Below are 19,850 nucleotides of genomic sequence, written 5' to 3' on the forward strand. Positions count from 1 at the left end.
GTCCCGGAACTCGGGGCGGGGCGCGCCGCCGTGCCGCAGGAGGCGGGGTCAGGACTTCTTCGGGTCGGCGCTCGTCATCGTGGTGGGTGTGGCGGTCGTCGTCGCCGAGGCGGCCGGGGTGGTGGGGGTGGTCGGGGTGGTCGCACCGGCCGTCGGGGTGGTCACCTTGCCGCCGGAGACACCGCGGCAGCCGGCCTGCTGGGCGAGGGCCTTGCCCATCTCGCCCTTGCGGAGGGTGTCGAGGGAGGTCTGCCCCTTGGCGGCGGTCTGCTGGAGCGAGGTCGAGACGTCGCCGAGACCGGTCGCGAACTTGGTCTGGTCGCTGGCGTCCAGGCCGTCGACCTGCTTCTTCAGCGTGGCGTACTGGGTGGACTGCTGGGTGAAGACCGTGACCGCGTTCTTCTGGAACGTCGCGCCGTCGTCGCCGGGGGCGGCGCCGGCCTTCTGGAAGATCCCGGCGAGGGACGTGTAGGCGTCGGAGATCGACTGGAAGGCGGCGGAGTCGGCGCTCTTCACGTCCTGCGGCTTGCCGCCGCTGTCGACCTGGCCGAACGACGCGTTGGCGGTGTTGATCTTGCCGAGTTGGACCTGTGCCTGGTCGCAGACGCCCTTCGCCCAGTCGTCCTGCTTCTTGGCGGTGTCGTCCCCGCCGCACGCGGACAGCGCGAGCAGTGCGACCGCGCTGCCGGACAGCGCGGCCAGGAGCTTCTTCTTCACCTTCACCGGGTGGGTCCCTTCCGTGGCCTTCGGCCCCGGAACATACACGGCCGGGCGGTACGGCTCCGGCGGCGCCGAACTCTGCTGACCCCTTTCACCTGCTCTTCGATCGGTTCGCGCCACAGCCTGCACCGCAGGTGAGCGGCGGGCCCGCGGGCCTCGTACAGTGCTGCCCGTCCGGCGGCCGCGGGCGCGGTGGTGTGACCATTCCCACGGAGCCAGGACCGGGGACAGGGGCCGCTGCGCGCGGCGGACCGGGTCGGGTCGGGTCGGGTCGGCTAGACGGTGACGGTCGGCCAGGTCATCCGGATCACGCCGCCGCGGTCGCCGTCGATCACCTCGACGTCGTCGACCAGGCCGCTGATGACGGCGAGGCCCATCTCGCCCTCGTCCTCGGCGGCGTCATCGGTGGGCGGGCCGTCGGTGTGGCCGCCACCGGCCGAAGTGCTGGCGACCTCGTCCACGACCTCGATGGAGAACTTCTTCTCGTCCTCGTTGAGCAGTACGCGCACCGGCTGCTCGACGCCGTTGTTGCGGTGCAGGCCGACGGCACGGCTGCACGCCTCGCCGACCGCCAGCCGGACCTCGTCCAAGGACGCCTCGTCCACCCCCGCTCGGCGCGCCACCTGGGCGGCCACGAGCCGTGCGGTGCGCACATGCTCGGGCTGGGCGCTGAAGAGCAGTTCTACGGTGGGCATGGGGCTTCCCCCTCCGGTCCTGTGGTTGGGCATCACAGGGGACCGGACGGCGGTCCGTCCGGTGCCCCTCTCGGACGAACGTCAGTCGGTCGCCGCGACAGCCTCGTCGACCGAGGTGTGGATGGGGAACACCTTGGTCAGACCGGTGATTCGGAAAATCTTCAGGATGCGCTCCTGGTTGCACACCAGACGCAGCGATCCTTCGTGCGCACGCACCCGCTTCAGCCCGCCGACGAGCACACCCAGGCCGGTCGAGTCGAGGAAGTCGACTCCCTCCATGTCCACGACGAGGTGGTAACTCCCGTCGTTCACGAGCTCCACGAGCTGCTCCCGCAGCTTGGGCGCGGTGTACACATCAATCTCGCCGCCGACCTCGACGATCGTGCGATCGCCGACGGTTCGGGTCGACAGGGACAGGTCCACTGATCCTCCAGCACCTTGCATCGACGCGGCGCCCCCCTGGGGCCTCCACCGAAACGTTAACGGTAGTGGTGACTCCTCCACCGAGCGGTGGGGGAAGGAGTTGGGCCGCGATGGCATTCAATCACTTCGCGGTGGGCCCGCACGACGCCTTACTGCGATTGTCCGTCATGCCGGTGACACACTGAGTGCCGATGGCCCAGGATCAACTTCCGCAGTCGGCGCACGGCCGACCGTCCCCACGGACCGCTTTGGAGCGGCTTTCCGCGGGGGCTGACCGCGCCATACGCATCACCCATACGGAGCACCTGCCCCCGCGGGTCGGGCGTCATGCATCTTGGCCGGAGGGCGTCCGTCCGGAAGTCGTCGCCGCGATCCGGGCCGCCGGGATCGACCGTCCGTGGGAGCACCAGGCGCTGGCCGCCGAGCACGCGCTGCGCGGCGAGTCGGTGGTCGTGGCCACCGGCACCGCCTCCGGCAAGTCGCTGGCCTACCTCGCACCCGTGCTGAGCGCGCTGCTGCCGGAGCCGCGGGGCGCCGGGGGCGCCGGGGGCGCCGCTGATGGTGACCGTGACAGCGGGTCGGTCGCCGCCGATGGGCCGATCGGGGGAAGCGGAGGGGCCGGGAGCGCCGGGAGCGCCGCGGGGACCGTGGCCGCCGTCGGACGGGGCCGGGTCCGGGTGCCCGCACAGGGCGGGCGCGGGCCGACCGCGCTCTACCTCGCCCCCACCAAGGCGCTCGCCGCCGACCAGCGCCGCGCAGTGAGCGCCCTCGCGGCGCCGCTCGGCCACGCCGTGCGTCCCGCGGTCTACGACGGCGACACGCCGTACGAGGAACGCGAGTGGGTCCGCCGGCACGGCACCTACGTCCTGACCAACCCCGACATGCTGCACCGCGGCATCCTGCCCGGGCACGCCCGCTGGTCCTCCTTCCTGCGCGGTCTGCGCTACGTCGTCATCGACGAGTGCCACACCTACCGCGGCGTGTTCGGCTCCCACGTCGCCCAGGTACTGCGCCGCCTGCGGCGGATCTGCGCCCGCTACGGCGCCGACCCGGTCTTCCTGCTCGCCTCCGCCACCTCCGCCGACCCCGGTCAGGCCGCCGCCCGCCTGACCGGCGTGCCCGTCGCCGAGGTCACCGAGGACACGTCCCCGCGCGGCGAGGTGGCCTTCGCGCTGTGGGAACCGCCCCTGACCGAACTGTCCGGTGAACACGGCGCCCCGGTCCGCCGCACCGCCACCGCGGAGTGCGCCGAGCTCCTCACCGACCTCGTCCTGCAGGGCGTACGGACCGTCGCCTTCGTCCGCTCCCGGCGCGGTGCGGAACTCGTCGCCCTCATCGCCCAGGAGCGCCTCGCCGAGATCGACTCCTCACTCCCGCAGCGCGTCGCCGCCTACCGCGGCGGCTACCTGCCCGACGAGCGCCGTGCCCTCGAACGCGACCTGCACTCCGGCCGCCTGCTCGGCCTGGCCTCCACCTCCGCCCTCGAGCTCGGCGTGGACGTCTCCGGGCTCGACGCGGTCCTGCTGGCCGGCTATCCCGGCACCCGCGCCTCGCTGTGGCAGCAGGCCGGGCGGGCCGGGCGCTCGGCCCAGGGCGCGCTGGCGGTCATGGTGGGCCGCGACGACCCCCTGGACACGTATCTCGTCCACCACCCCGAGGCGATCTTCGAACGGCCCGTCGAGTCCACCGTCCTCGACCCGGACAACCCGTACGTGCTCGCACCGCACCTGTGTGCCGCCGCCGCCGAACTCCCGCTGACCGAGGACGACCTGGCTCTCTTCGGCCCCGAAGCCGCCGGTCTGGTGGCGCAGTTGGAGAAGCGCGGGCTGCTGCGCCGCCGGGCGTCGGGATGGTACTGGACCCGCCGGGAACGCGCCGCCGACCTCACCGACATCCGCGGGGAGGGCGGCACCCCGATCCAGGTCGTCGAAGCCGGCACCGGGCGGCTGCTGGGCACCGTGGACGCCTCCTCGGCCCACACCACCGTCCACGAGGGCGCCGTCCACCTCCACCAGGGCCGCACCTATCTCGTACGGCGCCTGGACCTCGAGGACTCCGTCGCCCTGGTGGAGCGCGCCGACCCGCCCTTCAGCACGATGGCCCGCGACACCACTGACATCCGCGTGCTGTCCACCGACATCGACGAACCCTGGGGCGACGCCCGCATCCACTTCGGCTCCGTGGAGGTCACCCACCAAGTGGTGTCCTACCTGCGGCGCCGACTGCTGACCGGCGAGGTCCTCGGCGAGGCCAAACTCGACCTCCCGCCGCGGACCCTGCGCACCCGCGCCGTCTGGTGGACCGTCACCGACGACCAACTCGACACCGCCGGCATCCACCCGGAGGAACTGCCCGGCGCCCTGCACGCCGCCGAGCACGCCTCCATCGGCCTCCTCCCGCTCTTCGCCACCTGCGACCGCTGGGACATCGGCGGCGTGTCCATACCGCTGCACGCCGACACCGGCCTGCCCACCGTCTTCGTCTACGACGGCCACCCCGGCGGGGCGGGCTTCGCCGAACGCGCCTTCCACACCGCCCGCAGCTGGCTCGCCGCGACCCGCGAGGCCATCGCGTCCTGCGAATGCGACCACGGCTGCCCCTCCTGCGTGCAGTCGCCCAAGTGCGGCAACGGCAACGACCCGCTCGACAAAGCCGCCTCCGTCCGCCTGCTGGACTGCCTGCTCGCCTCCGCCAAGGAACCCGACCCCCGGCCCTGACCGGCGCTCCTCCACCGTCGGTGCCCCCGGGAACACGCCCCCGTCAGTCTCCAGCCCCTGCGCCCCGCGTCGGCCTGAACGGACCACCGGCGTCGGCGTCGGCACCGGCACCGGCACCGGCACCGGCACCGGCACCGAGGCAAGCGGCGGGCCCGCCCGCGACCTCACCCGCGCTCCCCCTACCTCAGCCACGACGTCGGCCACCTCCCCCACCACCACGCACTCACGCAGCACCGCCTGCTGAGCGGCCGCCACCCGCGCGGCCAGCCGGCACGCCGCCTCCTCACCGTCGAGCGCGTGGTCCGCAGCGGCCAACGCGGCCAAGTCCGCGGCGCCGCCCGCCCGGTGCCTGGCCACCACCGCCCTCCCCATCAGCGCCACTCCCGCGAAGACCGCGATCAACACCGCCATCAGCCCGAGCGACCACACCGTCGCCGACCCCCGGTCCCGCTCCCGGCTCACGGCCCACCACTCCCCACCGTCTCCTCGTCCGACGCGGCCGCCTCCGCCGTCAACCTCACCGGAAACCGCGGTCTTTCCACCGTCACCCGCACCCTCACCATCCCTCCGCCCCGGCTCACCCTGACCTCCGCTCCCTTCGGCGCTGCCGCGCGGCTGACCCTCACCACATCCCCCGCCCCTTCCCCCCGCGCAGCAGCGCGCGCCCCGGCCCTGGCGGCGTCCACGCACCGAATCTGCGCAGCCGCCGCCATCAACCCCCACGTCAGCAGCCCCGTCAGCGCCACCAGCGTCGGGATCACCACGGCCGCCTCCGCCGTCACATATCCCTGGTCCCCACGACGGCGCACCCACCCGACCCATCCCGACCCGTGTGCGCCGCGCAATCGCCTCACCCACTCAGAACGGCGCATGGAGCGCCTTCTCGATCACCGAGGTCATCGCCGTCCGCACCGGCCCGCTCGTCACGATCTTGTAGAGCACCGCCGCGAACCCGCAGGCCGCAATCGTGCCCACCGCGTACTCCGCGGTGCTCATCCCCGCATCGGCCGCCACCCGGCACCGCCGGACGCACCCGGCCCACCGAACCGCCACCCGCTCAGCCAACTTCCGCCTCGTCATTTCCGTTCTCCTCCTGTTGGTTTCTTGTGATTCCTACTGATTCCGTGCGCCGTCCCGACCGGCCGAAGGGGGCGCGCGTCCTGCCGCGGGCCTCAACCTCCGCCACCGCCCACCGGGCCTCCCAGCACCGCCCCGGCCAGCCCCATCACCACCGGCGCGACGCCCACGAACAGAAAGGCGGGCAGGAAGCACACGCCCAGCGGTGCGGTGGCCAGCACCGCGGCCCGGCGAGCCCCGGCGACCGACGAACGGGCGTGCTCAGCGCGGTAGTCCGCGGCCAGCCGCGCCATCTCCGCCACCGGCGCGCTGCCGGTCGTCGACGCCCTCGCCAGACAACGGCCCATCGCCCGGGCCGCAGGCAGTCGGCCGAACCTGTCCCAGCATTCCGACGGCTCCCCACCGAGCCGCAACTCCGCCTCCGCCCGCAGCAGCGCGGCTCCCAACGGCCCGTCCAGGCACCGCCCCACCGCCCCCGCGGTCTCCCCCGGCGTGGCCCCCGCGGCCAGGCAAGCCGCCATCAGGTCGGCGCACAGCGGCAGTTCGCCCGGACCGGATACCGCGTGGTCCGCCTGCTCTTGTGCCGCCCGCCCCGTGGCCTTCGACCGGTGGTGGACGAGCACCATCCGCACGCCGACCCCGACCACGGCCCCGGCCATCACCCCAGCGAAGCTCCCCACGAACGCCGCTGTCCCCAGCGCCGGCGCGACCACCGGCAGCCAGACCCGTCCGGCGTCTCGGGCTTTTCCCCGCCACGCGCGCGGCGCCTTCACCGGCTGGGCTTCCTCCAGCAGGAGACTCAACCTGCGCACGCCGCCACGCCTGTTCCTCCCCGCCACAGCCGCGCCGACTGCCGCACACACCGCCAGTACGACGGCCACCGTCATCCCCAGGCTGTGGACAACCTCGCCGCTCACGACCGGTCCCCTTCCACAACGGGCTCACTCGACGCCTGGGCGGACCGCGGCTCCGCCTTCCCCGGGCCGGGGCCGCCCCACGCGGAGCCGCCCCGACCACGATCCGTCCCGGTCGGCGGGCCGCCCTCGGCAGCCCGGATGATCCGCGCGGTCCAGGCCAGCCCGGCCCACTCCAGAAGCGCGCCCACGACCAGGCAGCCCAGCCCCGCCGGCGTGTGCAGCAGCACCTCGGCCGGGTCGGCTCCCAACGCCGTGCCCAACACCAACCCGAACACCGGGAGCAGCGCCAGCAGCACCGCGGTGGCGCGCGGGCCGGCCAACTGCGCTCGCAGGTCCTCCCGTTGCTCGGCCTCGGCTCGTAGCGCGGCGGCGACCCGGTCCAGGGCCGTGGCCAGCCCAGCGCCTCCGTCCACCGCGACCTGCCAGCACGCGGCCACCGCACCGAGTCCCTGCGCGCCCGGCCCTGACCGAGCCGCCGTCCGAAGTGCGCCGGGCACGTCCCCGCCGAACCGGGCGGCAGACAGCAGCAGGCCCGCGATCCGTGCCAGTTCCGGCGACCCGGGCCACCCGGCCGACTGCACCGCCTCCGCGAGCGCCACGTGCGGCGGCCGTCCTGCCCGCAGGTCGCCCGCAAGCGTGCCGCACAGGCCGCTCACCGCGGCCGCGGTCCGTTCCGCCACCGCCCGTTCGGCCCGGTCGCGCAGTGCCCTTCGCACCAACGGGACCGCGACCGCCGCGCCGACCACCGGCACCACCGACCAGGTGACCGCCGCGAGCACCATCCCGGCGGGCAGGCACAGCCACTCCGGACCGCCTCGCACGAGCCGCGCCTCTGCTGTCCCGGCCATCCGCTGCCGGGCGCCGCCGGGAGCACCGCGCCTGCCTGGCCGTTCACGCCGCCAGGCCCGCAAGGACTTCCGCTCGGGCTGACCGCGCCAGTGCGGGCGCCGTCCACCGATCCACGCCCGGACGGCCTCGACCACACGACCCCATCGGTTCCGCCACTGCTCAACCCTGCCCGCCATAGCGCCTGCAGGGGTCTGTGCGCGCGTCAGCAACCCGTGCACGCGTCGCCGGTATCCGTGCCGCTGCAGAGCGGTCCACGCGGGCAGACAGGCCACCAGAAGCGCGGCCCACAGCGCCAGAGCGGGAGTCACCGGCGGGCATGTCGCGGCGTTCACGACACACCTGCCGAGCACAGCTGAGCCAACCGGCTCCAGCCCGGTCCGCGTTCCACCCCGCCACATCCGTCGCGGACAAGCGCCGGTACCGTGCCGACCAAGCCGTCCCGCCGACGGCTCACCACGTGGATCTCGGCGACTCTGCGCCGACCCGCACCGTCCCGCACGAGGTGGACGACCGCCGACAGCGCGGCGGCCAACTGACTGTGCAGAGCGGCCCGGTCCAGGCCCGCGGTCGAGCCCAGAGCCTCCAGCCTCGCGGGCACATCCGCAGCCGCATTGGCGTGCACGGTCCCGCAGCCGCCCTCGTGACCGGTGTTCAGGGCACCAAGGAGGTCCAGCACCTCGGCGCCGCGCACCTCGCCGACCACGAGCCGGTCGGGCCGCATCCGCAGCGCCTGCCGCACCAGGTCCCGCAAGGTGACCTCGCCGGCCCCCTCCTGGTTGGCGGGCCGGGTCTCCAGCCGGAGGACGTGCGGATGGTCCGGGCGCAGTTCGGCGGAGTCCTCGGCGAGGACGATGCGGGCCGCGGGGTCGACAAGGCCGAGCAGGCAGCTCAGCAGCGTGGTCTTTCCCGAGCCGGTGCCGCCGCTGATCATGAACGACAGCCGTGCGTCCAGCATCGCCCGCAGCAGCGCGGCGGTCTCCTCGTCGAGGGTGCCGACCGCGACGAGTTCGGGGAGCGTGAACGCGCGGGCCCGTACGACACGGAGTGACAGGCAGGGCGAGCCGACCACAACGGGTGGTAGTACCGCGTGCAGCCGTGTGCCGTCGGGCAGCCGGGCGTCGACCCACGGCCGCGCGTCGTCGAGGCGGCGGCCTGCGGTCGTGGCGAGCCGTTGGGCGAGACGTCGCACCGCCGCGGTGTCAGCGAACCGGATCGGGCTGCGTTCGAGGCCGCGGCCCCGGTCGATCCAGACCTGGTCGGGTGCGTTGACGAGGATGTCGGTGACGTCCGGGTCGGCCAGGAGTGGCTCCAGCGGTCCGGCGCCCACCAGTTCGGAACGCAGCGCGGCGACCACATCGAGCACTTCGGAGTCCCCGATCAGGCGTCCTTGGGCGCGCAGCGCCGCGGCCACGCGGGCGGGGGTGGGTTCGCCGCCGTGTTCGGCCAGGTGGAGCCGGACCGCGTCGAGCAGTGCCGCACTCATGCCATCACGCACCCGGCGGCCGCGAGCGCCTGTCCGAGGAAGGCTCCGCTGAATCGCGCGAGGGGGCCGCGAGTGGAGGAGCCCGGTGGCGCGCCGCCGGACATCGGATCGGCCAGACCGGGTTCGGGCCGCAACTCACCTGCGAGCGGCAGTCCGATCAGCCGGGCGATCTCGTCGCCGTCCAGGCCGGTGGAGAACGGCCCGCGCGCGACCACCCGCAGGTCGTCCAGCGCCGGGGCGAAGGCAGCCGCCACTTGGCAGGCGGCGGCCACCGCGCGGAGTTCAGCGGGCACCACCAGCAGTCCCACATCGATCTGGCCGAGCGTCTCGGTGACGGTGTCGTCCACTTTGCGCGGCAGATCGACGACGACCAGGCCGCCGCCCCGCCTGGCAGCTCCCATCACCGACCGCATGGCCTGGGGCGGGATGAGCATGGACTGTCCGCGGTCCCAGCTCAGCACACTGAGCGAGCCCAGCCGGGGCAGGGATTCCTCCAGCACGCCGCTGTTGACGCGGCCGCGCGAGTCGGCGAGATCGGGCCAGCGCAGCCCGCCGGTGCGTTCAGCCCCGAGCATGATGTCCAGGCCCCCGCCGAGCGGGTCGCCGTCGACGAGCATGACGCGAAGGCCGGTGCGCGCCGCGGTCACGGCGAGGCCGCAGGCCAGCGTGCTGGCACCGGCGCCGCCCCGGCCGCTGACCACGCCGATCGTCAGAGCGGGCCCGCCGCCGCCTTCTGCCAGGTCCGCCAGCCGGTCCACCAGCCACGCCTCGGCGGCCGGCAGGAACAGGACGTGGTCGGCGCCGACCGCGACGGCCCGGCGCCATGTTTCGGAGTCGGCGGAGTCTGCGCCGCCGCTCCCGACCAGCAGAACGCCCTTGCGCCGCGCTGCTCCCTGGACTCTTCCGGATGCCTCCACGCCGACCAGGACAAGCGGTGCGTTCTCCCAACTCGCATTGCGCGGGGGCGCGGTGAAGGCGACTTCCGGTTCTGCGCCGGCCGCCGCGCACAGTCGGAGCAGATCGTCGAGGAGGCTTTCGTCCTCCGTGACAATCAGCGGTCCGCGGATGCCTTCGGCGGCTTCGCGCGGTCGATCGGATGCACTGGTTCGAACCATTTCCCTGTCCCCTGTCGCTTGTCGTGCGAGCACGGTGTGCTGCGCCTGCGATCAGCTTGGGCCAGGAAGTGGAATTGAGACGATCTTGGTCGGAATCTGTGGATAACTCGGCGATTGTGGATAACTCCACCACCCGGACGAGTGGGTTCACCGGGACCAGCGGGACGATTACCGAACGTCACGTGTCATACGCATAGAAACGCACACGCGCACGAGTGAGAGGAACGCCATGAACACGTCGACGTACGCCGCAGCCCCCACCGCCAACTCCCCGTACGCATGCGGACATGCGACGACCCCCGCCGGGGGGGAGAGCGGGGGTCGTCCCCACGGTCCGACTCGGGGGGGGAGGAGCCAGACCGGGTTAGCACGGTCGCGAACGATCCGTGACTTCCATGGTGTACCCGACGGCCCGCCCAGGCAAACCCACACGCCAGGCCTTAGGCCGAATGGTGGTTGCCTATGCTCGTCCCGTGGAAAACCACCTGCCCCCGCGTACTGCGGCGTTCTTCGATCTCGACAAGACCGTGATCGCCAAGTCGAGCACGCTCGCCTTCGGACGGTCCTTCTACCACGGTGGACTCATCAACAGGCGAGCGGTATTGCGCACCGCATATGCCCAGTTCGTATACCTCGTCGGTGGCGCCGATCACGACCAGATGGAGGGTATGCGCAAATACCTCTCTGATCTGTGCCGCGGCTGGAATGTGCAGCAGGTCCGGGAGATCGTCGCCGAGACGCTGCACGACCTGATCGACCCGATCATCTACGACGAAGCCGCCTCGCTGATCGAGGAGCACCACGCGGCCGGCCGCGACGTGGTGATCGTGAGCGCCTCGGGGTCCGAAGTGGTCGAGCCGATCGGGGAGATGCTCGGCGCCGACCACGTGGTGGCCACTCGGATGGTCGTGGCCGACGGCGCGTACAACGGCGAGATCGAGCATTACGTCTACGGTCCGGCGAAAGTCGAAGCCATCGCCCGGCTGGCCGAGTCCGAGGGGTACGACTTGCAGCGGTCCTTCGCCTACAGCGATTCGGCTACGGACCTACCCATGCTGGAGGCGGTCGGCCACCCGTACGCCGTCAACCCTGACCGGGCGCTGCGCAAGGAGGCGGTCGCACGGGACTGGCCGATCCTCACCTTCGACCGTCCGGTGCGCCTCAAGCAGCGCATCCAGTCGCTGTCGATGCCGCCGCGCCCGGTCCTGGCGGCCGCCGCGATCGGTGCTGCTGCCGCCACCGCGGGACTGGTCTGGCTCGCTGCGCGCCGACGCCGGCCGCTGGCGGCTTCCTGACCGACCGAGACCCCTCGTGGCCGACGGGACCAAGGCGACGTGAGCCAACGATCGGCCGAGCAGAATGTCCGACTTGGCAGCAAAAGTAAAAAGTGTAGCCAGGGGTTCCGCTACCTGTCGGTCGGGAGTACAAAAGAGTTAACGGCCCGCGAGACCACGGACTTCCGAGAGGAAGACCGCAGTTCAGCTGGCGGCCCCACGGACCGAGCACAGAAGCCGGGCACCCACGCGTAGCCGACCCGCCAACCGGGCCAGCCGCACCAGGCAGCGGGCAAAGTCCCCGCCCTGATGGGCAACATTCGAGCACGCACTGGTAACTCGGCGGACGTGCCCAAGCGGCGGCACCGACGGGTGCCGCCGCTCGTCGGTTCAGGCGGCGCCGCGCTGCATGGCCTCGCAGACGGCGACGCTCTCACGCACCCCGAGTTCGAGCGCGCGCCCGCAGTGGCCGATCCACTCGGCCATGCCCTCGGGAGTGCCCGAGGCGTACCCCTCGAGGGCTTTGAGGTATCCGGCCAGGCCCAGCTCCGCGTGGCCGACCTCGGCCGGGCAGATGGACTTGGGGTCCAGCCCGCTGCCGACCAGGACGATGCGTTCGGCGGCGCGCGCGACCGGCCCGTTGAATGAGCCGAAAGGGCGCAGGCAGAGCAGTTCGCCGTGTACGACGGCGCCCACCACGAGCGCGGGCGCGGTGGAACCGGCCCGCAGCAGTTCGGCGAGTCCGTCGAGCCGCGCGGCGACCTCGGAGGGCTCCGGAAGCGGGACCGTCTCGAAGCCGACCACCTCGTCGGTCACCGGCTCGCCGGCCAGTCGCGGCCGCCCGACGGTGGTTTCCTCAGCGGCCCCGCCGGCCGCGGTCAGGTGCAGCCGGGCAAGTGCCTGCACCGGGGACCGCCGCCATACGCTGAGAAGTTGGCCGGCTTCGGCCGTCACCCGAAGGGCAGCACCAACGGTGCGCGACTGGTCGTCGGCGGAGAAATCGCTGCGGCGGCGTACCTCCTCCAGCGGCCAGTCGGCGCCCGAGAGGGCGGCGGAGGCCCGGGCGCCGCGAAGGGCGGCTTCCGAGGCGATCTCACCGGCCCGGCGACGCATCACCCGGTGGCCGTAGACCCGGTCCACCGCCTGGCGCACGGACTCCACCGCGTCGGGCACTCCCGGCAGCGCGGCGAGCACGGCCAGCGGGTCCGCCTGCCCGGAAGGTGGGGAAGGAGCAGCGTTCGTAGCCATGTCCCTGACCCTACGCACCCCCCACGGCCCGGAAAGACCACGATCGAGTGGCCTTCCCCACTCCCCGTCAGTTCGCGCGGCACACCGCCCCTACGCTTAGCGAACATGAAGATCGCTTTCGTTGGGAAGGGCGGCAGCGGCAAGACGACGCTGTCGTCCCTGTTCATCCGCCACCTCGCCGCAGCCCGCGTCCCCGTCGTCGCGGTCGACGCGGACATCAACCAGCACCTCGGCCCAGCGCTCGGGCTCGATGAGGAGGACGCCGCGGCGCTGCCCTCGCTCGGCGCGCACCTGCCGGCGATCAAGGAGTACCTGCGCGGCGCCAACCCGCTCATCCCCTCGGCCGACAGCATGATCAAGACCACCCCGCCCGGTAGCGGCTCGCGCCTTCTGCGGCTGTGCGAGGAGAACCCGGTCTACGCGGCGTGCGCCCGGCAGGTCGATCTCGGCACCGGCGGCACCGCGCGACTGATGGTGACCGGCCCGTTCGCCGAGTCCGACCTCGGCGTGGCCTGCTACCACTCGAAGGTCGGGGCGGTGGAGCTGTGCCTGAACCACCTGGTGGACGGGCGGGACGAGTACCTCGTGGTCGACATGACCGCGGGCAGCGACTCCTTCGCCTCGGGGCTGTTCACCCGGTTCGACCTGACCTTCCTCGTGGCCGAGCCGACCCGCAAGGGCGTCTCGGTGTATCGCCAGTACAAGGAGTACGCCCGCGACTTCGGGGTGAACCTGGCCGTGGTCGGCAACAAGGTGCACGGGGAGGACGACCTCGCCTTCCTGCGGGCCGAGGTCGGGGACGACCTGCTCATCACGGTCGGATACTCGGACTGGGTGCGGGCGATGGAGCGGAGCAGCCCGCCCGGCTTCGAACTGCTGGAGGCCGCCAACCGCCAGGCCCTGTGCGTGATGCACGACCGCGCCGACCGGTCGTACCAGTCCCGCGACTGGCACCGCTACACCCAGCAGATGGCGCACTTCCACCGCAGGAACGCCGAGAGCTGGGGCAATGCCCGGACCGGCGCCGACCTCGCCGCCCAGATCGACCCCGACTTCACGCTGAGTGAGGATCTGGTCGAGGCGCCTGCCGTGCTGTCCCACTAACACCTCCGCGGCGCACCGATACACCGCCTTCCCGCATCCTCAGATTCACTCCAAAGACGGAAATAGTACATGGATTCGGGCTCAAGCCTTCACTCTCCGCAGTCATTCCATTACTCTCCATTTACAGATGCTTGGAGAGCGCGAAAGGGAATGAGAGGAGTGAAGAGCTCATGAGACACCACCGGCACGACGTGTCCGCGTCGATCACCGTGTTCTTGATCGCCGTGCCCCTGTCGCTCGGCATCGCGCTGGCCACCGGCGCGCCGTTGCAGTCCGGTCTGGTCGCCGCGGCGGTCGGCGGCATCGTCGCAGGGCTGCTCGGAGGGACCCCCTTGCAGGTCAGTGGTGGCGCGACGAGCTTGGTCGTGGTCACCGCGGGCCTTGTCGAGCGCTACGGCTGGCGGGCGACGTGCGCGATCACCGTGCTGGCCGGCCTGGTCCAACTGCTGCTCGGCGGACTGCGGGTGGCCAGGGCCGCGCTCGCGGTGAGTCCGGCGATCGTGCACGGCATGCTCGCCGGTATCGGCACGGTCATCGCCATCGGGCAACTGCACGTGGTGCTGGGCGGCAGCCCGCAGGTCTCCGCGGTGGACAACATCGCTGCGCTGCCCGACCAGTTGATGCACAGCCACCCCGTCACGCCCGTCATCGGCGCGGCGACGGCGGCCGTCCTGCTCGGCTGGCCGCGGTTGCGGAGCCGGTTCCGGGCGCTACGGGCGGTCCCGGCGCCGCTCGCCGCAGTCGCGATGGCCACGGCGGTGAGTGCGGCGTGGTCGGTGCCCCGGGTCGACCTGCCACGCTGGACAGCACCTGGTCTGCCCGCTCCACCCGGCGGCCCGGCCACCGCGATCGTCGCGGCCGTCCTGACCGTCACGCTCGTGGCAAGCATGGAGTCGCTGCTGTCGGCCGTCGCGGTGGACGCACTCCAGACGCGGCGCCCGGGGCCGCACGCTCCTCCGGCCCGCCTCGACCGCGAGTTGCTCGGCCAGGGCGCGGCCAATGTGGTGTCCGGACTGCTCGGCGGCCTGCCGGTGGCCGGTGGCGCGATGCGCGGCTCGGCCAACGTCGAGGCGGGTGCCCTGACCCGGCGCTCCACGGTGCTGCACGGCGTGTGGGTGCTGCTGTGCGCGGGGTTCGCCGCCGGAGTGCTCGAGGAGATCCCGCTCGCGGCCCTCGCCGCGCTGGTGATGCTCGTCGGCGTGCGCATGGTCAGCTTCGCCCACATCCGGCACATCCAGCGGCACCGCGAGTTCCCCGTGTACGCGATCACCCTCGGCACCGTGGTGGTCTTCGGGGTGCTCCAGGGGGTGGCCGCGGGCATCGCGGTCGCCGCCGCCCTGGCACTGCACCGGATCACCCGTATCCGGGTCACCGTCACCCAGGAAGGCGGGTGCCATCGGGTCCGCGCCAGCGGGCAGTTGACGTTCCTCGCGGTTCCCCGGTTGGCCAAGGCCTTCGCCGAGGTGCCGGCGGGTGCGAACGTCGTCGTGGAGCTGGACGGTTCGTTCATGGACCATGCCGCCTATGAGGCGCTGAACGCGTGGAGCACGCGGCACCGTTCGCGGGGCGGGAGGGTGGTGCTCGGCGACGGCGACGGACGGGCGGTCAGCGAACCGGTCAGCGCGCACACCTGCCGCCCTTGGACGCCCTGGCGCAACCACCACTGCACCCGCCCGACGGCCGTCCCGGCCACCAGCGGCGGCCAACTGCTGGGCGGGGTGGGAAACTTCCAGCGCCACACGGCGCCGCTGGTGCGCGACGAACTCGCCCGGCTAGCCCGCGAAGGCCAACAGCCCGGCCAGCTCTTCCTGACCTGTGCGGACTCCCGGCTGGTGACCAGCATGATCACCTCCAGCGGCCCGGGCGACCTGTTCACCGTCCGCAACGTCGGCAACATGGTGCCACCGCCGGAGTCGGACGCGTCCTGCGATTCGGTCGCCGCCGCCGTGGAGTACGCGGTGGACGTGCTCGAGGTATCCAGCATCACGGTGTGCGGGCACTCCGGATGCGGCGCGATGCAGGCGCTGCTCGGCTCCGCTCACGAACCGGGTGCACAGACGCCGCTGGCCCGATGGCTGCGGCACGGCCGGCCGGGCCTGAGCCGGCTCACCGCGGCCACAGCCGCCGGCCCCGTCGGCGCGGCCGCCCCACGTACGGCCCCCGGAAGCGATGCCGCGCCCGTCCCATCCGCGCTCCCGCGCTTCGAGGACCGCCCCGCGGCCGACGATCAGGAACTCCTCGCACTGATCAACGTGATGACGCAGCTGGAGAATCTGACGGCCCATCCGTGCGTGGCCCAACGGGTCGCCGACGGCACCCTCCACCTGCACGGCATGTACTTCCATGTCGCCGAGGCCCAGGCGTACATCCTCGACCCTCCCACCGGCGTCTTCGTTCCGGTCCGGCCCGGAACCGGAGTACCGGGGGCACCGGGCGGGGAAGCTGCCACGTCAGCAGCCATACCCGCCACAAAGGTCTAAACCAGTTCTCCAGGAACCCTTGTCAGGGTGCGCCAGGACTGATGAGGTAGGGGCGGGACATCTGGGACACCCTGACAAGGAGCTGGCGTGAGCAGCAACGAGAGCCTGGCCAACCTGTTGAAGGAGGAGCGGCGTTTTGCTCCCCCGAACGAACTGGCCGCTGCGGCCAACGTCACCGCGGCCGCGTACGAACAGGCCAAGGCCGACCGGCTGGGTTTCTGGGCCGAGCAGGCCCGCCGCCTGACCTGGGAGACCGAGCCCACCCAGACGCTTGACTGGTCGAACCCGCCGTTCGCGAAATGGTTCGCGGACGGACGTCTGAACGTCGCCTACAACTGTGTGGACCGCCATGTCGAGGCCGGCCACGGCGACCGTGTCGCCATCCACTTCGAGGGCGAGCCGGGCGACAGCCGCGCGATCACCTACGCGGAGCTGAAGGACGAGGTGTCCCGCGCCGCCAACGCCCTGACCGAACTCGGCGTGAGCAAGGGCGACCGCGTCGCGGTCTACCTGCCGATGATCCCCGAGGCCGTGGTGGCGATGCTCGCCTGCGCCCGGATCGGTGCCGCGCACTCCGTGGTCTTCGGCGGCTTCTCGGCCGACGCCGTCGCCTCCCGTATCGACGACGCCGACGCGAAGCTGGTCATCACCGCCGACGGCGGCTACCGCCGGGGCAAGCCGTCGGCGCTCAAGCCCGCCATCGACGACGCGGTGGCCCGCACCCCGCAGGTCGAGCACGTCCTCGTGGTCCGCCGCACCGGCCAGGACGTGGAGTGGACCGAGGGCCGCGACCTGTGGTGGCACGAGGTCACCGGCCGCCAGTCCACCGAGCACACCCCCGAGGCGTTCGAGGCCGAGCAGCCCCTGTTCATCCTCTACACCTCGGGCACCACCGGTAAGCCGAAGGGCATCCTGCACACCTCCGGCGGTTACCTCACCCAGGCCGGCTACACCCACCACGCCGTCTTCGACCTCAAGCCGGAGACCGACGTCTACTGGTGCACCGCGGACATCGGCTGGGTCACCGGCCACTCGTACATCGTCTACGGCCCGCTCTCCAACGGCGCCACCCAGGTGATCTACGAGGGCACCCCCGACACCCCGCACCAGGGCCGCTTCTGGGAGATCGTGCAGAAGTACGGCGTGACGATCCTCTACACCGCTCCGACGGCGATCCGCACGTTCATGAAGTGGGGGGACGACATCCCCGCCAACTTCGACCTCAGCAGCCTGCGGGTCCTGGGCAGCGTAGGAGAACCGATCAACCCCGAGGCGTGGGTCTGGTACCGGGAGCACATCGGCGCCGGCAAGACGCCGATCGTGGACACCTGGTGGCAGACCGAGACCGGCGCCATGATGATCAGCCCGCTGCCCGGCGTCACCGAGACCAAGCCCGGTTCGGCGCAGACCCCGCTGCCCGGCATCGTGGCCACCGTCGTGGACGACGAGGCGAACGAGGTGCCCAACGGCTCGGGCGGCTACCTGGTGCTCACCGAGCCGTGGCCGTCGATGCTCCGCACCATCTGGGGCGACGACCAGCGCTACATCGACACCTACTGGTCCCGCTTCCCCGGCCGCTACTTCGCCGGTGACGGCGCGAAGAAGGACGAGGACGGCGACATCTGGCTGCTCGGCCGGGTGGACGACGTGATGCTGGTCTCCGGCCACAACATCTCCACCACCGAGGTCGAGTCCGCGCTCGTCTCGCACCCCAAGGTCGCCGAGTCCGCGGTGGTCGGCGCCGCCGACGAGACCACCGGACAGGCCATCGTCGCGTTCGTCATCCTGCGCGGCAGTGCCGAGGACAGCGCCGAACTCGTCGCCGAACTGCGCGACCACGTCGGCAAGACACTCGGCCCGATCGCCAAGCCCAAGCGGGTGCTGATCGTCGCCGAGCTGCCCAAGACCCGGTCCGGCAAGATCATGCGCCGCCTGCTGCGGGACGTCGCGGAGAACCGCGAACTGGGCGACGTCACCACGCTCACCGACTCCTCGGTCATGGACCTCATCCAGAGCAAGCTGCCCTCCGCGCCCAGCGAGGACTGAGACCCGCCCCGGCCCCGCCGAGACCGTTCCCCGAGGGGCGCCCGCACTCCGAGCAGTGCGGGCGCCCCTCGGCGTGGCGGGCCCTAGACCGCCGCACTCCGCCACTCGTTCGGGTTAAAGTGACGTCACGTCGCCTCACCATCGCGACGAGACTGATGGGCGCGCCGGGAAGTCTGGTCGGCACACAGGACACCTGTGTCCGAAAGCCGGCTACGACGCCCAGGAGGCCGCCCCCGTGACCGAGCAGCCCCGCCGCCGCTCTTCCATTCTTCTCGGCCGGCTCCCACTGCCCGAACGGAACTTCATCGCCGACGCCCTGCGCGCCGAGACCGTCGGCGGCGTCCTCCTGCTGATCGCCGCCGTCATCGCCCTGATCTGGGCGAACACCCTGCAGCACAGCTACGACGCCACCGCCCACTTCCACTTCGGCCCGTCCGCGCTCGGCCTGCACCTGTCTGTGGCGCACTGGTCGGCGGACGGCCTACTCGCGGTGTTCTTCTTCGTCGCGGGCATCGAGCTGAAGCGCGAACTCGTCGCGGGCGAACTGCGCGAACCGGCCAAGGCGGTACTCCCCGTCGTCGCCGCGCTGTGCGGCATGGCGGCACCCGCGCTCGTGTACACCGCGGTCGCCGCGGCCGGGGGCGGCTCGTTCAAGGGCTGGGCGGTACCCACCGCCACCGACATCGCCTTCGCGCTCGCCGTACTCGCCGTCCTCGGCACCGCCCTGCCGTCGTCCCTGCGCGCGTTCCTGCTCACCCTCGCCGTCGTCGACGACCTCTTCGCGATTCTGATCATCGCGGTCTTCTTCACCTCCGGCATCGACTACGTGGCCCTCGCGGGCGCCGCGGCGTGCCTGGTGCTGTTCTGGCTGCTGCAGCGCGGCGGCGTGCGCGGCTGGTACGTGTACGTGCCGCTCGCGCTCGTCACCTGGGCGCTGATGTACAACAGCGGGGTCCACGCCACGATTTCGGGCGTCGCCATGGGACTGCTGCTGCGCTGCGACCGCCGGGAGGGCGAGGAGCACCCGCCGGCCGAGCGCGTCGAGCACCTGGTGCGGCCGTTCTCCGCGGGACTGGCCGTACCTCTGTTCGCCCTGTTCGCAGCAGGTGTGTCGGTCTCCGGCGGCGCGCTCGGCGACGTTTTCCGGCGCCCGGAGACCCTCGGCATCGTCCTCGGCCTGGTCTGCGGCAAGGCGATCGGCGTGTTCGGCGGGACCTGGCTGGCGGTCCGCTTCACCCGCGCGGAGCTGAACCCCGAACTGCGCTGGCCGGACGTCTTCGCGCTCGCGACACTGTCCGGCATCGGCTTCACCGTGTCCCTGCTGATCGACGAACTCGCCTTCGCCGACCACCCGCAGCTCGCCGACGAGGCCAAGGCCGCCGTGCTGCTCGGCTCGGTCACCGCCGCCGTCCTGGCCGCGATCCTGCTCAAGGCGCGCAACAACCGCTACCGCCGGCTCACCGCGGACGAGGAGCGCGACGACACCGGGGACGGCGTGCCCGACGTCTACGAGCAGGACCAACCCGCCTACCACGTCCGGATGGCCGAGATCCTGGAGCGGCAGGCGGCCGAGCACCGCCGGCTCGCCGCGCTCGCCCGGCGGCGGCAGGCGGGCGGCCCTGATGGCACGTAAGGCATGATCGGGGGCAGACATTCACTTGCCCGGACCACCACGACCCGCGAGCGAAGCGGTGCGACGACC

General features: G+C 72.1%; 16 protein-coding genes and 1 pseudogene. 6 read left to right on the forward strand and 11 right to left on the reverse strand.

Annotation, left to right across the window (positions count from 1 at the left end; genetic code table 11):
• Positions 1 to 48: 48 nt before the first annotated feature.
• The 3 genes from WA788_RS25010 to bldG all read right to left on the reverse strand — a co-directional run bounded on the left by WA788_RS25010 (position 49) and on the right by bldG (position 1,838).
• Positions 49 to 717 (reverse strand): small secreted protein, encoded by a 669-nt coding sequence (locus tag WA788_RS25010; protein WP_335980951.1) that lies wholly within the window; start codon positions 715 to 717, stop codon positions 49 to 51.
• A 278-nt stretch (positions 718 to 995) separates the two neighbouring features.
• Positions 996 to 1,415, reverse strand: a complete 420-nt coding sequence (locus tag WA788_RS25015) for an ATP-binding protein (protein WP_335980953.1) — start codon at positions 1,413 to 1,415, stop codon at positions 996 to 998.
• Between the two features lie 81 nt (positions 1,416 to 1,496).
• Complete coding sequence (gene bldG, locus WA788_RS25020) at positions 1,497 to 1,838, reverse strand: anti-sigma factor antagonist BldG (protein ID WP_031520166.1); 342 nt, start codon at positions 1,836 to 1,838, stop codon at positions 1,497 to 1,499.
• Positions 1,839 to 2,029: 191 nt separating this feature from the next.
• Here bldG and WA788_RS25025 point away from each other — a divergent pair, with 191 nt between their 5' ends.
• Positions 2,030 to 4,555, forward strand: a complete 2,526-nt coding sequence (locus WA788_RS25025; RefSeq protein WP_335980954.1) for a DEAD/DEAH box helicase — start codon at positions 2,030 to 2,032, stop codon at positions 4,553 to 4,555.
• A 213-nt stretch (positions 4,556 to 4,768) separates the two neighbouring features.
• Here the strand turns inward: WA788_RS25025 and WA788_RS36110 are convergent.
• The 7 genes and pseudogenes from WA788_RS36110 to ssd all read right to left on the reverse strand — a co-directional run.
• Positions 4,769 to 4,966, reverse strand: a pseudogene (locus tag WA788_RS36110) (Rv3654c family TadE-like protein); the annotation flags it as partial.
• 47 nt (positions 4,967 to 5,013) lie between these two features.
• A complete protein-coding gene (locus tag WA788_RS25035; RefSeq protein ID WP_335980956.1) occupies positions 5,014 to 5,427 on the reverse strand; it encodes a TadE family type IV pilus minor pilin in 414 nt (137 codons plus the stop codon).
• Positions 5,414 to 5,635, reverse strand: coding sequence for a DUF4244 domain-containing protein (locus WA788_RS25040; RefSeq protein WP_335980957.1), 222 nt, complete (start codon positions 5,633 to 5,635; stop codon positions 5,414 to 5,416). Before WA788_RS25040 ends, WA788_RS25035 begins: the two co-directional genes overlap by 14 nt.
• A gap of 92 nt (positions 5,636 to 5,727) precedes the next feature.
• Positions 5,728 to 6,549 carry a type II secretion system F family protein gene (locus WA788_RS25045; RefSeq protein WP_335980958.1) on the reverse strand — a complete coding sequence of 274 codons (822 nt, stop codon included), beginning with the start codon at positions 6,547 to 6,549 and terminating at the stop codon, positions 5,728 to 5,730.
• Complete coding sequence (locus WA788_RS25050; protein WP_443034094.1) at positions 6,546 to 7,370, reverse strand: type II secretion system F family protein; 825 nt, start codon at positions 7,368 to 7,370, stop codon at positions 6,546 to 6,548. Before WA788_RS25050 ends, WA788_RS25045 begins: the two co-directional genes overlap by 4 nt.
• Before the next feature lie 356 nt (positions 7,371 to 7,726).
• Positions 7,727 to 8,881, reverse strand: coding sequence for a TadA family conjugal transfer-associated ATPase (locus WA788_RS25055; protein ID WP_335980959.1), 1,155 nt, complete (start codon positions 8,879 to 8,881; stop codon positions 7,727 to 7,729).
• Positions 8,878 to 9,996: a septum site-determining protein Ssd gene (gene ssd, locus WA788_RS25060; protein ID WP_335981053.1), complete on the reverse strand. Its 1,119-nt coding sequence runs from the start codon at positions 9,994 to 9,996 to the stop codon at positions 8,878 to 8,880. The genes WA788_RS25055 and ssd overlap by 4 nt, the downstream gene beginning before the upstream one ends.
• Before the next feature lie 449 nt (positions 9,997 to 10,445).
• Here ssd and WA788_RS25065 point away from each other — a divergent pair, with 449 nt between their 5' ends.
• Complete coding sequence (locus WA788_RS25065) at positions 10,446 to 11,291, forward strand: HAD family hydrolase (RefSeq protein WP_335981054.1); 846 nt, start codon at positions 10,446 to 10,448, stop codon at positions 11,289 to 11,291.
• 369 nt (positions 11,292 to 11,660) lie between these two features.
• On the opposite strand, the gene WA788_RS25070 is transcribed toward WA788_RS25065, so the two are convergent.
• Complete coding sequence (locus WA788_RS25070) at positions 11,661 to 12,518, reverse strand: oxidoreductase (protein ID WP_335980961.1); 858 nt, start codon at positions 12,516 to 12,518, stop codon at positions 11,661 to 11,663.
• A 105-nt stretch (positions 12,519 to 12,623) separates the two neighbouring features.
• Between WA788_RS25070 and WA788_RS25075 the strand changes: the two genes are divergently transcribed.
• The 4 genes from WA788_RS25075 to nhaA all read left to right on the forward strand — a co-directional run bounded on the left by WA788_RS25075 (position 12,624) and on the right by nhaA (position 19,781).
• On the forward strand, positions 12,624 to 13,622 hold the full coding sequence (locus WA788_RS25075; RefSeq protein WP_335980963.1) for an ATP-binding protein: 999 nt from the start codon (positions 12,624 to 12,626) through the stop codon (positions 13,620 to 13,622).
• A 170-nt stretch (positions 13,623 to 13,792) separates the two neighbouring features.
• Positions 13,793 to 16,102: a SulP family inorganic anion transporter gene (locus WA788_RS25080; protein WP_335980964.1), complete on the forward strand. Its 2,310-nt coding sequence runs from the start codon at positions 13,793 to 13,795 to the stop codon at positions 16,100 to 16,102.
• A gap of 87 nt (positions 16,103 to 16,189) precedes the next feature.
• Entirely contained in the window at positions 16,190 to 18,148 is a 1,959-nt protein-coding gene (gene acs / locus WA788_RS25085) for an acetate--CoA ligase (RefSeq protein ID WP_335980965.1), read from the forward strand.
• 235 nt (positions 18,149 to 18,383) lie between these two features.
• A complete protein-coding gene (gene nhaA / locus WA788_RS25090; RefSeq protein WP_335980966.1) occupies positions 18,384 to 19,781 on the forward strand; it encodes a Na+/H+ antiporter NhaA in 1,398 nt (465 codons plus the stop codon).
• The last annotated feature ends 69 nt before the right edge of the window (positions 19,782 to 19,850 follow it).

This window comes from Streptomyces sp. CA2R106, from assembly GCF_037034245.1.
Classification (GTDB): Bacteria; Actinomycetota; Actinomycetes; order Streptomycetales; family Streptomycetaceae; genus Actinacidiphila.